The organism is Paenibacillus sp. J22R98, assembly GCF_059383835.1.
On record NZ_JBXENW010000018.1, the window covers coordinates 1 to 15342 of the forward strand.

At 50.4% G+C, this 15342-nt stretch carries 10 protein-coding genes; all 10 read right to left on the bottom strand.

What is annotated here, in order from left to right; all coding sequences use genetic code 11:
* Nucleotides 1-368: 368 nt before the first annotated feature.
* Nucleotides 369-1601, bottom strand: a complete 1233-nt coding sequence (locus tag AC50Y3_RS29270) for an aminopeptidase (RefSeq protein ID WP_494822195.1) — start codon at nt 1599-1601, stop codon at nt 369-371.
* A 150-nt stretch (nt 1602-1751) separates the two neighbouring features.
* A complete protein-coding gene (locus tag AC50Y3_RS29275) occupies nt 1752-2639 on the bottom strand; it encodes a carbohydrate ABC transporter permease (protein WP_494822196.1) in 888 nt (295 codons plus the stop codon).
* Between the two features lie 14 nt (nt 2640-2653).
* Entirely contained in the window at nt 2654-3544 is an 891-nt protein-coding gene (locus tag AC50Y3_RS29280; RefSeq protein ID WP_494822197.1) for an ABC transporter permease, read from the bottom strand.
* Between the two features lie 85 nt (nt 3545-3629).
* Nucleotides 3630-5348, bottom strand: coding sequence for an extracellular solute-binding protein (locus AC50Y3_RS29285; RefSeq protein WP_494822198.1), 1719 nt, complete (start codon nt 5346-5348; stop codon nt 3630-3632).
* Between the two features lie 127 nt (nt 5349-5475).
* Nucleotides 5476-6552 (bottom strand): response regulator transcription factor, encoded by a 1077-nt coding sequence (locus tag AC50Y3_RS29290; RefSeq protein WP_494822199.1) that lies wholly within the window; start codon nt 6550-6552, stop codon nt 5476-5478.
* The gene (locus AC50Y3_RS29295) at nt 6549-8288 is read right to left on the bottom strand and encodes a sensor histidine kinase (protein ID WP_494822200.1); all 1740 of its coding nucleotides are present in this window, start codon (nt 8286-8288) and stop codon (nt 6549-6551) included. The genes AC50Y3_RS29290 and AC50Y3_RS29295 overlap by 4 nt, the downstream gene beginning before the upstream one ends.
* A gap of 251 nt (nt 8289-8539) precedes the next feature.
* Nucleotides 8540-9160 (bottom strand): GNAT family N-acetyltransferase, encoded by a 621-nt coding sequence (locus AC50Y3_RS29300; protein ID WP_494822201.1) that lies wholly within the window; start codon nt 9158-9160, stop codon nt 8540-8542.
* A 233-nt stretch (nt 9161-9393) separates the two neighbouring features.
* Nucleotides 9394-11316, bottom strand: a complete 1923-nt coding sequence (locus AC50Y3_RS29305) for a YhgE/Pip family protein (protein ID WP_494822202.1) — start codon at nt 11314-11316, stop codon at nt 9394-9396.
* Between the two features lie 190 nt (nt 11317-11506).
* Complete coding sequence (locus AC50Y3_RS29310) at nt 11507-12472, bottom strand: aldo/keto reductase (RefSeq protein WP_494822203.1); 966 nt, start codon at nt 12470-12472, stop codon at nt 11507-11509.
* A 32-nt stretch (nt 12473-12504) separates the two neighbouring features.
* Entirely contained in the window at nt 12505-15210 is a 2706-nt protein-coding gene (locus tag AC50Y3_RS29315) for a UxaA family hydrolase (protein WP_494822204.1), read from the bottom strand.
* Between the last annotated feature and the right edge of the window lie 132 nt (nt 15211-15342).

Consider the following 15342-nt stretch of genomic DNA (forward strand, 5'->3'; position numbering starts at 1 on the left):
ATTCGCTTGTTAGCTCATTCAAAAAACTAGCTTTGCGAAACGTTAATTTCGCGATTTATGACCATTTGACTGGTCGCTCATTGTTCAGTTTTCAAAGAACAAATACTTCGTTTATTTCCTTCCGGCTCATGACCGGAATTAGATCTTACCACGAATCGAAACATGATTGCAAGCTTTATTTTTCAGCTTGTTTTGGTTTCGATCGCCGCTTCCAAGTTGATGTCTCGGAGGCAGAAATAGAATATATCATGGTTCGATACCATATGGCAAGTCTTTTTTGAAATTAATACGACCACCCCCGCTACTATCTCCGGGAATGGCCGTTTACCATAAAGTCCTCCATCAGATCAACTCTGAGTTACTATTTATTAATACGCCCAATTCCCTTGTCGGAATACAGGCTCGATTGACCCGTCAGGCAATTCTCCGTCAATATCGAGAGAAGCGCAGCCAATCATAAAGTCAACGTGCGTCAAACTTACGTTGGCGCCCCGCTCCAGAAGCTCATCACCCAATAACTTCGTGCCGCCTTCTAGGTTCACGGGATAAGCACTGCCAAGCGCAAAGTGGCAGGAAGCATTCTCATCGATGCCCGTGTTATAGAATACTCGGTTCAAGTTCGATATCGGAGAATCATGCGGCACTAATGCCAACTCGCCGAGATAGGAGGCACCTTCGTCCGTTTCCAGCAGCGATGTTAAATGTTCACGCCCTGACTCGGCATCGTAGGCAACCACTTTCCCGTTCTTAAATGTAAATGTAATCCCTTCAACAAGTCTACCGTTCAGATTGAGCGGAAATGTACTTCTTACCGTTCCGTTCACGCCGGTACGATGCGGCATGCTGTACACTTCTTCAGTCGGCATATTCGCGACGAAATAGACGCCTTTATCATTCTCGCCTCCGCCGCCGCGCCAAATATGGCCATCAGGCAGCTCCACCCGCAAATCCGTTCCCGGCGCACGATAATGGAGACTCTTGTAACGTTTGGCGTTCAGTAGATCTTGCCTCGTCTTCAAATGCTGGATATGCTCGCGCCAAGCGGCGATTGGATCGTCTTGATTCACGCGCACCATAGCGAATATCGCTTCCCACATCGCATCTACACGCTGCTCTTCCGGAAGATCGGCATACACTTTGTTTGCCCATGCGAGCGTCGGAGCTTTGATCAACGACCAGCTGATCTTACTATTGCGCGTATATGCGGAATATTCTTTACGCGCGATAGCCGCTGACTTAACCGCTGCCGATACTTTGGAAGAATCGATCCCTTGGAACAGATCCGGATTAGGTACTTTAATATGAAGGATTGCCCCGCCCTCTTCGGCAAACCGTACCATGCCGTCTGCCAACCACTGCGGATAATAATCAAAGGAATCCTCTGAGGCCTTCTCATAGCGGGCACGAGTGACCGCATCATCGTCCCAATCCACAATGACGAATTTTGCTCCCGCTTCATAAGCCTTCGCCACGATCAACCGGGTAAGTTCAGCCGTTTCGATCGGAGCGTGGACGATAAGCACCTGCCCGACTTGAATATTCACCCCAACCCTGACGACCAACTCCGCATACTTGATAAGCATCCGTTCAAATGTCTTCATTTGTGAGACTCCTCTCTACACCTTTCATATAACAGCTCAGCTATCCCCCTATTTTACCAAACGAAAAAGAAGAACCCAACCTCGCGCGGTTGAGTCCTTCTCGGTGGAGCCAATAGACAGCCTTGCGACCACAATTCGCTTAGCTCGCCCCTACTCCTTCACGGCGCCGAGCATAATGCCGGATACGAAGTATTTTTGCAGGAATGGATATACGATCAGCATCGGCACCATAGCGATAAACACCTTGGCCGAGTTCAGCGTTCGGTTAGACAGCTCCGACAGCTTCTTATATTGTTCCGGGGTCAGGCTCGTGCCAACCGGAATGTTGACGACTAGCTGCTGGATATAGGTTTGGAGCGGATATTTCGCAGCCGTGTTCATCAGCACCAAGCCGTTAAAAAACTCGTTCCAGTGATACACGGCCAGGAACAACGCCACCGCAGCAAGCACGGGAATGGAGCATGGGATATACACCCGAAATAATACGGACCAAGGACCTGCACCGTCGACTACGGCCGCCTCATTCAGCTCCTTCGGCAGATTGCGGAAGAAGTTCATGATCAGGATGACGTCGAATACCGGTACACCTCCGCCTAGCACCAACGCCCAAATCGTATCGATCATATGGTAGTTCTGAATCGTGAGATACCATGGAATCAATCCCCCGTTAAACAACATACAGAAGACAAGGACCCACATGAAGGTATTGCGCATTTTGAAATCTCTCTTGGGACGAGCCAGCGGGTACGCCATTAATACGGTCATCAGCAAGGAGAACGATGTCCCGAGGACGGTACGTTGGATGGAGATCCAGAATGCGTTAAAGAATAGGCTGTCGTTGATAATCTCCTTATACGGAGTCAAGGAGAAGCCGATGGGATAAATGGTAACCAAGCCTGCATTAGCGGCGGACTTGACGGAGATCGATACACAGAACGTGTACCACAGCGGGTATATGCAGCTGACAAGCAGGAGACCGAGGACGATAATATTGGCTATTTCAAACGTCCGCGAGCCTAACGTTGTATTTCTGACCAATGCAGCGTCCTCCTTTAGAATACCGTGTAATCGGCATAGCGATAAGCCAGACGATAGGATATGAAAATCAGTACAAAGCTAATGACCGACTTGAACAATCCAGCAGCCGTCGCCAGCGAGAACTGAAGATTTTGCAAGCCCAGCCGGTACACCCATGTGTCCAAAATATCTCCGGTTGAAAATACGAGCGGGTTATACAGGTTATATACTTGATCGAAGCCGGCGTTCAGCACGTTTCCTAAACTTAATACGCCCAGCAAAACAACCGTGGTCGACAGTGCAGGCAGCGTGACGTGCCTGATCAACTGCCAGCGATTCGCGCCGTCAATGGAGGCTGCTTCATACAGATTGAGATTGATTCCTGTCAGTGCCGCAAGATAGATAATCGCGTTATAGCCGAATTCCTTCCATACATCACTGCCAACGACGATTTGCCGGAAGATACCCGCATCCGCCATAAATAGTTTTGGATCGTGGCCAAACATCCCGATAACCGTATTGATAACGCCATAATAGCCGAAAATTCCAATTACAATCGTGGACATAATAACCCAGGACAGAAAGTGCGGCAGATAAACAACGGTCTGAACCAGCTTTTTGTAACGCAAGCTGCGAAGCTCGTTTAGCAGAATCGCAAAGATAAGCGGCACGACTAGATTGAGCACGATTTTGCCGACAGCGATAATGAGGGTATTGACGATAACCGTCTTGCTGTCATTGAGCTGAAACATATACTTGAAATTTTCCATCCCGACCCACTCGGATTTGAACAGCCCTGCTCCCGGATTATAATTCTGAAACGCCATCAGAATTCCGAACATAGGCACAATGCTGAACATGACAAGCCAGATCATACCCGGCAGCAGCATCAAATAATAGTGCTTCTGATGGCCCAGTTTTCTCATTCAGGCTAACCTCCTTCTCCCTAGCAGGATAGTAAAGCTTGCGAGAGGCACCGACCGGCAGTGCCTTCCGCAAGCTTCTGCATCATTACTTCTTCAAGAGTTTGGCAACTTCCGCCGTGATCTCATCTCCGCCTTGAGACTTCCAATCACTTACGAATTTGTCGAAGGAGTCGATGGACGCTTGACCAAGGATGATTTTCATAACCGTCTCATCTTCCATCTTCTTCAGATTCGCCCATTTGGTTTCCATGGTCGGCGTTTGGTTGTAGGTTACGCTGAAGACCTTCTTATCAATTGGAACCGTCGTGAACGGACGATCGCCGATCAAGAGGGAATACAAGCGCTGGAAATCGCCGAAGTTCGTCGTATTAAAGTTGCTCACATTCAAATTATCGTATGGAGGCTTAACGACGTCTTTCACCTTTTTGGCATCGGCGTACATCAGTTTGTATAAGCTGTTCGGCTTGTTGTAATCCTCAGCCTTCGTTTCGCCCTTCAGTACTTTAAGAAGCTCGGTATACTCGTATTCCGTCTCGTTGGCTGCGGCCATAACGTTGCGGAGCGGATACCAGCCCACATTAACCGACAAATCGAAGGTCGATTCATCGCGCACAAGTGCATTATTCATGATCATGATTGCTTTGACGACATCCGGCTTAGCATTCTTGCTAATAACCGTGTAGGTGCTGCCTGTTGTCTTCATATGTGTATTCCACTTGTTGTCGTCCGTATAAACGGGATACGCCTGCCAGTTCGCAGTCGGATCGTTCTTGAAGGAGTCCCCGTTGCCATAGCCGCCATTCCACCAAGGGCCGAAGAAAATCCCCGTCTGATTGGCATTGATCGGATCCCCTACGTTATCACGGGTGCCCACTTCCGGATCGATAAGTCCTTTTTTGTACCAGTCCGCCAGCAAAGCCAACGTTTTCTTCGTATTGTCCGACGTCGTTCCGTACGATACCGTACCGTCTCCATTGTCGAGCCAGTAGCCCGGGTATGCATCGTTCGCGCCAAAAATCGGATCGAAGCCGCCCATATTATTGGAGGAAACGAGGAAGGTGGAATAAGGGAACGAGTTTTTGGAAGGACCGGCGATACCGATCGTTTTGTCCCCGCCAAGCTTGTTATCAATAAACGCTTTCGCCGTTTTCTCGATATCGGACAGCGTCTTCGGCACAGGCAGCTGCAGCTTATCCAGCCAATCTTTGCGAATCCAGAGCACGTGAACACCGTCGGTATCTACCGTGATATTCGGAAGCGCTACCATTTTACCGTCATAGCTGGCGTTCTCGAGTGCACGGCCCTCCGTACTAGCCATGATCTCCTTCACCTGCGAGGATTGATATTGATTAAAAATATCGGTGATATCATACAGCAGTCCCGAACTAGCCGCTTTGGTCATAAAGGAACGGTCGTCAACGACCATACCGTCAGGCAGTTTGCCCGATGCGATCGTCAAGCTGACTTTCTGCTTGAAGTCGTTACCGGTTGCCGCGGTCCAATCGACAATGATGTTGATGTTGTACTTGTCCTTCAGATACCGCGTGTACGGGTTGTTGCTTACACTGTCGCCTTCCGGCAGCGTCTTGTCGGTCGGATCCACCACCATGCCGATGTGAACATCAACAGGTTTCGGGAATTTTGAGAAAGCCAAATCGTCTCCCGTCAGTGCCGGGCTTGCGGAGTTCGAGTCTGAATTTGAAGACGCTTTCAAATTGTTATTCGATGAATCATTGGAAGTACATGCTGTCACAGTTAAACCAAGTAATGCGGTGGAAAGCAACAATGCCATTTTCCTTTTCATCTTAACCCTCCCCTTTGTTTCTTGCCTTCTCATTGTACATGGGAAGCGGAGAAAAAAAGTCAGACGGATGTGCCGTGTTTTGCGATGAATTCAAGACTGAGGTAGATATTTGTTCGATCGGTTGCAATCAATCGTCCCCCTTGTGGAATTGAGCTCGGAATTCGGAGGGCAGCAGACGTGTCTGTTCATAGAAGAGCTGAGAGAAATACTTGGAATCATTATAGCCTACGGCATGGGCAACCCATGCGATGGACTGATTGGTTTCGCACAGCAGCCGCTCGGCCGCTCTCATCCGCTCTTGCCTTAAGTAATCATTGAACGTCGAACCCGTCAGCTTCTTAAAGCATTGGCTGAAATAACTTCGACTCATATGCACATGATCCGCGACTTCCTCGGCATGCAGCGTATTCGAAGCCTGCTCGCGAATGAACAATACAGCCTTCAGAATACTGGTTGTCGTATTGGTGAAATCAGAGGATGCCGCAACCTGCACATATACGCGTTTCCTGTAATCGCGCAGCCATTCGACCGCTGACCGGACATCATTCGCATCCGAACGAAGCTCGATATCGAGCGCGACGATGGTCTCCAATTGGGACAGCACGCGCATGAACATCCCTTCCACACGGCGAAAAGAAACCTTGGCATCTATGGTCTGCTTGCATAAGCGCTGAAAGACCGATTCATTATACAGCCAGTAGTGAGAGCGCCATTCCTGCTCCAGGCTGGACCAGACCTCTTCTTCCGGAGAGCGAGTATTTTGCTCAGGAGCCGGAGAGGCAATCGATAACGTTGGAGGCTTGGCTGCTGCACGCTGCGACATTTCGCCAGTCATTTGCTGCTGGATGCGTTTCAAGATTTGCTCATCGTCCTCCGACTCTAATCGGACCTTAGATAGATAATCGAGTGCCCCCATCCGATAAGCCGTTTGCACGTTCTCGAACTCTTCATGAAAGGATAATATCACGGAGCGCAGCCCCGGAAATCGTTGTCTGGTGACCTGAAGCAGCTCCATTCCAGACATGACAGGCATGGAGAGATCCACGAACATGAGATCCACCTCATGTCTTTCCATGAACTCCAGCGCCTTTGCGCCGTTCGCCGCTTCTCCGACAACAACCATATCGTGGCTCGACCATGGCATAATCGAAATCAAGCCTTTACGCGCAAGTTTATCATCATCAACGACTAATACTCGGATCAAATCGCTTTCTCCTCTCTATGCTGAATATAAGGAAGATCTAATGTTACCGTTGTGCCTTGATTCGGAGTGCTCTCTATACCCATACGAGCATGGTTGCCATAAAATGATTCCAACATGGATCGCACATAGCGAAGTCCGATTCCCCACCCCGTCTGCTGCTGATCCGGCGTGTCGCGCTGCAGTAAGGCCAGCGTCTCCTGGCTGAGCCCTTTGCCATCGTCGCGGATTGTGATGTGCACCATCTGTGCCGTCTCATCCGGAGAAATGGAGATTTCCAGCTTGCCGTGATCATCAAGGCCGTGACAGACGGCATTCTCCACGATAGGCTGCAGGATGAACCTCGCAACCGGGCTATCCAGATAGACCCCTTCCTCAATGTCCAATCCCACCTCAAAATCATGCCGCATCTGCTGCAGCTCCAAATACGTGCGCATGACTTCGATTTCTGACCGGAAGGTAGCCGATTCCTTAGACTTGCCTAAGTTATAATTCAACAAATTGATTAAAGAAGAAACAAATTTCTCAATCTTCGCTTGCTTATGCATGACCGCCAACCAGCGCACCGAATTGAGCGTATTCATCAGAAAATGCGGGTTGATCTGGTAGGCAAGCTTCTCGATCTCCAACTGATGTCTCCGCTTCTCCTTCTGCTCCACATCAATAATGAGCTGCTGAATTTGCCGTTTCATAATATTGAATTGATCGAATATCCGGTCAAACTCATCAATCCCCGTACGATATTGGCTGGTGCCCATATAGCCCTTACCAAATGTCCTCATTTCCCTCTCAATTAATTGAAAGGGTCCGTTAATAAGCCGCCGCAACAGCAGCGTAAGCAAAAACATCATCAGAAGGGCAATGGCGAGAATCCAATACATATGGTTCTTCCACGTATAGAGCTCGTGATTGTAGTAGGAGACGGGAAGAAGCAGCGTGATTCCATAGCCGTAATCGCCTGTCATCCGGTTCCAAACATAGCCGTCTGTCACACCCGATTGCCCGTTTAGCATGAGCTGTTGGCCAGCGGCAAAAGCCGTTGAATTGCTGCTGTTATAGGTGACCAAGCCAGTTGAATCCGTGAAAACGAGCGAGTATGGCATATTCAGACTTTCTGAAAGCGAATTCATATCTGTCGAAATGTCTGTCTTGGCTTCTACATAAACGACTAACTGCGTTCCGTCTGAGAATTTCACTTCCCGTGTCACGGATATCACCTGATCATCGCTGAAGCGGCATAACGATTTATGCGGGGACTGGTATTTCAGCTGTCCCATTCCGGAGACATCAGGCAAGGATTGCAGCGTAAAGTCTCCGCGCAGCGGCAAATTCGATAAAGCAGGCTGTCCGGTTTCGGGATGATAATACATCACGAGCTCCATCGCCGGGTTGGAAAATGTGATTAAGCCAATATTGTAAGATATATCACGAGAGAGAATACGCTGACTATAAGAGTCCTTGGCAGAAAGGTAGGATTCCATCAGATTGCCCACCGTGCCCTCAGGCGTCATCTGCTGCGTCACCTGAAGCAAGTTGTTGTACATTTGGTTCAGCTTGGTTGTTTGCTGGTACAGATCGAAAGCCATAGAAGTCTTGATCTTATCATGCTGCATCGTGTAGATCGCATTGTAAGAAACAGTTGCCATTAAGATGGCGAATCCCACTAAACCAATCGTCAGAAGCATCATAATGCGTTTGCGCAGCGAGGAGAAACCGAATCGATTAAGCAGCACATGCATGAAGCTTATTTTCCTCTGAGCCGTTCTGGTAGTCTTTATAGAGCGTATGCCGAGCACCTCCGCCACCTCACAACGAGTATGGGACATTACATCAAGTCTGGAACAATATTCGCCATATGTCGCGTTTATCCCTCCTTGGGGAGAGGGAGTGGCGGTCGCAGCAGCGGCTACATTCATCCTATTGCCGCCTCAGCAGCATATAAAAAGCAAAACAGCACCTGAAAAGGAGCTGTTTCACGCCGATTTTTCGTTCATTTGTGCAAGGACGAATGTTCTTCTCCGGCGGCATATTGTCGCGGAAGCCGGCTATCCGACCATTCTCTTATCATCCGGCATTGCAGGATTCGATTCCGTCCTTCTAAGAAGGTTGCCCGCTCCACTTGATACAGATCATAAACTTGCTGCGTCGAATTGATTAATTTATAGATTTGTGGGTTAAGATCATTAACTAATTGAACATACGGCAGCTTCTCAACCGCCTTTTTCGAACGAATATTATGCTTGCGAATTTTTAAATATACCGTCTCGATATGATGTTCAAGAAACAGTTCAGTCATGAAAAGTTCTTTCGCACGCCCATTGTACCCTTGTCCAAAGTAAGGAGCTCCGATCCATGTCGCCAAGAAGCCCGTACGATTCACAATATCGTATAACTGAATCGTACCAATGGGATGTCCAAGCTCGTTCATAATCGTTCTTGAAATCGATGTTCCTTGTAATTCCTGTGCGATCAACTGTTTCGTGATGAACAAATATTCTTCGTAGGATTGGCTTTTATTACGTACGTAAGGGAATACGGCAGGGTCCACCATTAAGTCATGCAGTGAATGGCATTCATGCAAATCAAGTTGTTTAAGTATGTGAACTACCACCCTACTCCTTATGATTCGAGTCTCTCGGACCCTTTCAGTTTATAAAAGGAATTTGGGCTTTATATGAACGCTAGATATGGTTTTTGTAAAGATTTCTGTGCCCTTTGCAGTCAAAATTAATGGGGTCAACTAATAAATTCGGAGCATAGTCCCCTCGTAAAAATATCCCGACCTGATGCGGTCGGGTTAAGGATATTGAAAGCGAACTTACATGACAGGATTTAGACAATCAATCAGGTGTCTTCCGCGAGTCTGCCTTTCGTCGCGGTCTGTTTCGAACGAGAGTGCGACAGAATGAACCAAGTGAACAACACGAAACCTAGCCCAAATATAGCCAACACCAGCGCATCGTGCCTTACAAGCGCATAATCGCCTGTCGAAAGCAGCGCGCGGAATCCTTCAACCGCATACGTCATGGGCAATGCGCCGTGAAGCATCTGCATAAGGTTCGGCGTCAACTCAGCAGGGAATATCCCTCCCGTAGCCGTCAGTTGCAGGACGAGAACGACAATGCCCAGCAGCTTTCCGAAATCCGAGAATGTTGTAATCAGCAATTGAACAATTGCCATGAATACAAGACTGGATAAAAAGGCGAACGCGAAAAATTGGAACGGGAAAGTCGGACTTAAGCCGACCCCGGGAATCAGAATTACGCTGGCGATTGCGGATTGAGCAAGCGATACGACGGCGAGCACGCCGAATTTCGAGACAAACCACAGTAATCCGGAAGGCGGCGGCGCCTTCGTCGCTCGGAATGAAAATATGTTGCCAAACAAGAGAGCGCCGATGTAGAGACTGAGCGCAATGAAGAACGGTGCCACTCCCGTTCCGTAGTTCGGAAGCGGATGAACGGCCTGCTCCTTCAAACGGACGGGATTGGCGAGCATTGCGAATACAGGATCCGACGCGTGAATATTTGCCGCTTTCTCCGCGCCTTCCGACAGCCCTCGGCTCAGCTCGGCACCCCCTTGTACGAGCGCTTGCTGGCCGACAGACAGCTTAGTGACGTTGGTCGTAAGGCTGTTCCATCCCCCGGACACCTTATGGATACCATCCGCAGCAGCGGCAACGCCGTCACGAAGCTTCGTAGCGCCGTCGCCAAGCGCAGCCAAACGGCTCGCAATGAGCTCGGCTCCGCTGGCGAGCTGTGCCGCGCTGCCGCCGGCGCTCGCAATGCCCTTGGACAACGAGTCCGTCCCGCCATTTAATTGATCGAGTGCATCGGATAACTGTTTGCTTTGCTTCTCGATGAGCGTCAGATTCGTGTCTTTGGCCTCATCGGGGTGCGCTGCAAGCCATTTCGACAACGCGTCGTTCAATTGCTTAGCGGCCGCCGACGCCTTGTCCGTCCCTTGAGCAGCGTCTTCGCTTCCCGCTTGAAGCCGATCAAGCCCGCCTTGAAGACTCCCTATGCCACTTGAAAGCTTGGTGGCCCCTTGCTCAAGTTGCCCGGCACCTCCTGAGAGGCGATCCGAAGCAGACATCAAATCAGAAGCACCCTGGTCCAGCTTCACGATGGAAGTTTGTCCATTGCGCAAACCGTTCAGAATCGCTTTCGTCCCGTCAGCCGACTGCATAAGGCCGGCATCTAGTCGGGACGCTGCATCGCTCGCCTTCTGGAAGCCCCCACTTAACGGGGTCAATTGTTCGTAAATGGCTTTGGCGTAACTTACCGACAGCTGTTCCGACAGCTGCTGCCTGATCGTTTCTACGGCGGATTTGCCAATTTTGCTCACGATATAATTAAGTCCTTCGTTCAGCTTCACGGTCAGCTCTAGCGGTGATGGCTCTGCCGCTCCCAGAGACGTCGCCCGATGGGAAAAGTCGGAAGGAATGAATATTTCGAAATAATACGTCCGGTTCCGGAATCCCACATCCGCTTCCTCCGCGTTGACAAACCGCCACTCTAAGGAACGATCCTTCTTGAGCTCGCTGACGAGATCATTACCAATCGCGAACGTTTTCCCTTGGTATTCAACCGGCCGATCCTCGTTTACGACAGCGACCGGCAGCCTTTCCAAGTGCGCGTACGGGTCCCAATAGGTCCACAAATAAATTCCGCTGTAAAGCGAAGGAATCAAGCACATCGCGATTACCGGCACGAGTATTTTCCGCGACCCAAAGAAAGTCCGCCATTCATTCCATAACCAGTTCAATTTACTCGCCCCCGAAGTTCAATCCATTGGATCTCTTATCAACATCTTCCTTAATATCAATCAATTGAAGGAAATCATGCAGGGAACGCAAAAAACTCTGACCTTCTGCGGTCAGAGTTTTTTGGGTGAAGGCGAACCGATTGCCGGGCGAATCACTTGACACGTGCAGCTGCTGTCGTAAGACTACCCATTAATCAAAGCGATTCGCTTCAGGATCCTCAGTATCATAACCGAAGGCGTCAAGCGCCGGCCATAGTTCAGGGGCAATCGGGTAATTCGCGAGTTCCACCGTCTGAGCAATCCGATCCGGTTTGCTCATGCCGACGACCGTGCTGGTGATTCGCGGGTCGCGAAGCGAAAATTGAAGAGCAGCAGCGGCCAATGGGACATTAAAATCCTGGCACACTTTGGCGAACGAACGCGCTCTCTCCAATACGATCGGCGAAGCTTCGCTATAGGCATAACGGGCGTATGCGTCCGGACCTTTGGCCAATATACCGCTGCCATAGGGAGCGGCATTGATAACGGCGACGCCCATGCGACTCGCGATTTCAAGCAACGGCTCGGCAGCCCGATTGAGCAGTGTATAGCGATTGTGGGTTTCCACGGCGCTAAACGCTCCCGTTTCTACATAACGAATGAGCATATCGATCGGTCCCCCGGACATGCCGATGTGATCGATGACTCCCTCATCTTGAAGCTTTCGCAATACTTCTAACGGTCCGCCGGGTCCCATGACATTTTCGAAGGTGGTATGTTCGGGATCGTGGATATAAACGTATTGCAGACGATCAAGTCCCAAGCGTTCAAGACTTTCTTCGACGGAACGTTTGATCTGTTCGCCGCTGAAGTCGCCGGTCGTAAAGTCGCGGTCGGCTTTGGTGGCCAACACGTAACCCTCGGGAAGTCCGCCATTCGCTTGAATGGCCTTGCCGATCCGCCGCTCGCTCTCACCAAAGCCATAGGATGCGGCCGTATCCAGAAAGTTGATCGGGCTTTCAAATGCGGTACGCAGCGTTACCAATGCTTGTTCTTCCGAGGTGCTGTATTGAAAGGTTTCCGGCATATCCCCGAGCGGAGCGGCTCCTAGACACAGCGGCGTTACGAGCAGACCGGTATTGCCAAGCGGTCGTTTGGATAGAAGCGTGTTCAACATGGTTTAGACCTCGCTTTTCATAGATATCTGCATTATAACGATACACCCAAGTAGCCTCGCGTCATTTGGAAGTCGATATTTCCTTGCTTATAGAGACGCGGCACATAAGTATGTTCCAATGTTTGTTTGCTGAGCTCGAGAATTTGATTCGGCCATAAGGTCGGCTCACCCGAGAGCATCAAGTCAACATCTTGCTGATGTTTCTGATGCACGGCTTGCCCTGACGCCATTTGCAGCATCGGGACAAAAGGATGCGTCTGCATCGGACGATTGCCGATCAGCGCAATCACTAATTCCACTCCTGTGGCGGCGAGGCCCGTGATCGTTTCTACCAAATGCGTTGTAGGTGTCTCCATGATGTGGAAGCCGTTGGATCGAACATGTTCCCCGTAGGCGATGGACGGACGAACTTGAGGCGCTAATGATAGATGTTGACCGAATGCGGCATCGGCAAGCAATCCGCTGTTCTCAGGCACGACCACCAAGCCTCCTGCGCTGACAATCATCTTGGTCAGTGACGCCAGCTGCTCGCCGGCATCGTCGGCAATGGCACCCTCGCTCACAATACCGATACGCAGTCCTTCCAGACCGACCGTCACTTTCTCCGCAGCCTCGGCCGCTGCCAATCGATCGGAGAACCAGGCTTCAACCTTCTCGCTTACTTTGGCAATTCCGCCATCGAGCTGAATGCTGGCATACCCAAGCCGGCTCGCATCGACTCCGTTAACTTCCATCTGATGGCGCATATAGTCGTTGTGCGTTTTCTCGCATCCATGCTCCAGCAGCAAACAATGCTCTACCATCGGATGCGTAATATAGCCGATCATCGTGCGGGCAAACAGCGATTCGGCTGTTCCTCCCGAAGCGCCACAGCCCTCTGTATGTGCCAATGCGACGATGCGCGAGAGATCGGGCTGCCCAGCTTTTTGCTCGTTCAAGCGCTTCGTAATCATGTTGGCTACCTGACCGGCACATAGACTGGTCGGCACAATCAAGCCGATTTTGTCACTGGACAGCCGATCGTGATGCCGTGTAAAAGTAAATTGGATCGCATCGTTAGCTGACGCTGCAGCATCGTCTTGAATTGCTATTGGTGCTCCTGTCGGTACGGGAGCGTGCAGCAATGTCTCCAGTCGGCTCGCATCGTTCTGCTGCCAGTTACGCCAAATTTGTACCTGGGAATGGCCCGCCTTCTCGCCGACGCTTTGCTGTCCGGAGGCAACTTGGATGGCCAGCTCGAACACCTCTTGTCCCAGCTCATCCATCGATGTCCCTTCCAGATATTTACCTGCATTCACATCCATATCGTTCGATAGCAATTGGAAGCGGCGCGTTGTCGTGACCACCTTAACCGTTGGCACATATGGAAAGTTGGTGATTGAACCGTTTCCCGTCGTAAAGAAAATCATGTTGCAGCCTGCAGCCACCTGGCCTGCGATGCTCTCCAGGTCATTGCCGGGGCTATCCATGAAATAGTAGCCGCCATCCTTCATGAGCTCCCCGTACTCGGTTGCAAAATCGATCCGCGTTGTCGGGTCTTTCTTCATTGCGGCGCCTATCGATTTGAGATAGATGTTGTACAAGCCTCGATACATGTTACCGCCGGACGGATTACCTTCCGCGCTGGTGCCGTGCCAAGACGTACGCTCCTTAAACCGGTCCAGAAGCTCCAGAAATTTGCGCGCGGTTTCCACATTGCGTACCTTCGACAGAATATAGGGCTCCGCACCAATCAATTCATCGGTTTCGGCCAGGCTGGCCGCACCGCCGTAACGCACCAATTCTTCCGAAACCCAGCCAAGCAGCGGATTCGCGGATACGCCGGAAAACGCATCGGAACCACCGCACTGCAGTCCGATTCTCAGGTGGCGGATGGATTCGGGAGTCCGCTGCATCGCATTGACCGTTGGCAGCCACTCCCGGACTAACGCATCGCCTTTAACGAGCTCTTCTTCGAAGCTGCCTGTGAGCGACACGAACTTATGAAGCACATCATCGATTTGGTAGCCGTGCTCGCGTGCATAAGCCTCCACCATCTTGTTCGTGACCGATTCATTGCCATAATCGGCAACCAATACCGCACCGACATTCGGGTTGACCATGAAACCGGCGAGCGTCCGCAGCAGCAAGTCCACGTTATTCGGATTTTCTATGCCGCCCTCCGTATGCGCCGCGGGAACAATCCCGTCGATATTCGAATAGCTCTTGCATTCGTCTTGTAAACGGGCGGCGAGCTTTTTCACAAAGCTGCCCGTCTGCGAGGTGGTACCGAGCAATACGATATAGTTTCGGGTGCCGACTCCGCGATCTTCATGGCGGCGATACCCCATAAAGGTGCGCGTCTCCGTATACGCCGGCGATGCCGGAGCTGGCTGGAAGTTCTGCTCGTCTAGAATATAAGGTTGAACTTGGTCCGCAAAATTGGGCACGGGCGGCAGCGCGAATGCCAACTTGCGCACGCCGAGCGCTCCCAAAACGGTTTCGTTGATCACATAGTGCCCGGGATGAATCGGCTTAAGCGCCACGCCGAATGGCAATTGCCACGAAAGCAGCTCTTCGCCGGGAGCAATCTCTTTCACCGCAAACCGGTGGCCTTCCATAACCGTGTAATCCAAGACAAAGGTTTGGCCTTCATATTGAATGACGGTACCAGCGTTCAATTGACGAATCGCAACGGCACAGTTATCCCCGGGCAAGGGAAGTCTGGCTACTTCTTCAAATTGATAAACGACGTTCATCGACGATCGGCTCCCTTAATGTAAAATGTCCACGTCATCCAAATAATTCGTTAACGACGCTAAAAGCATTTATCATCATCACGCAATCTCATAATATATCAGATTATACCATTTACAAGAGAAGGTTTGTCT

What these genes read in the sequence shown, in the direction of transcription:
- AC50Y3_RS29285 (WP_494822198.1), bottom strand. Translation starts at nt 5,348, where the DNA reads ATGAAAAGGAAAATGGCATTGTTGCTTTCCACCGCATTACTTGGTTTA.
- AC50Y3_RS29310 (WP_494822203.1), bottom strand. Translation starts at nt 12,472, where the DNA reads ATGTTGAACACGCTTCTATCCAAACGACCGCTTGGCAATACCGGTCTG.
- AC50Y3_RS29295 (WP_494822200.1), bottom strand. Translation starts at nt 8,288, where the DNA reads ATGCATGTGCTGCTTAATCGATTCGGTTTCTCCTCGCTGCGCAAACGC.
- AC50Y3_RS29315 (WP_494822204.1), bottom strand. Translation starts at nt 15,210, where the DNA reads ATGAACGTCGTTTATCAATTTGAAGAAGTAGCCAGACTTCCCTTGCCC.
- AC50Y3_RS29280 (WP_494822197.1), bottom strand. Translation starts at nt 3,544, where the DNA reads ATGAGAAAACTGGGCCATCAGAAGCACTATTATTTGATGCTGCTGCCG.
- AC50Y3_RS29270 (WP_494822195.1), bottom strand. Translation starts at nt 1,601, where the DNA reads ATGAAGACATTTGAACGGATGCTTATCAAGTATGCGGAGTTGGTCGTC.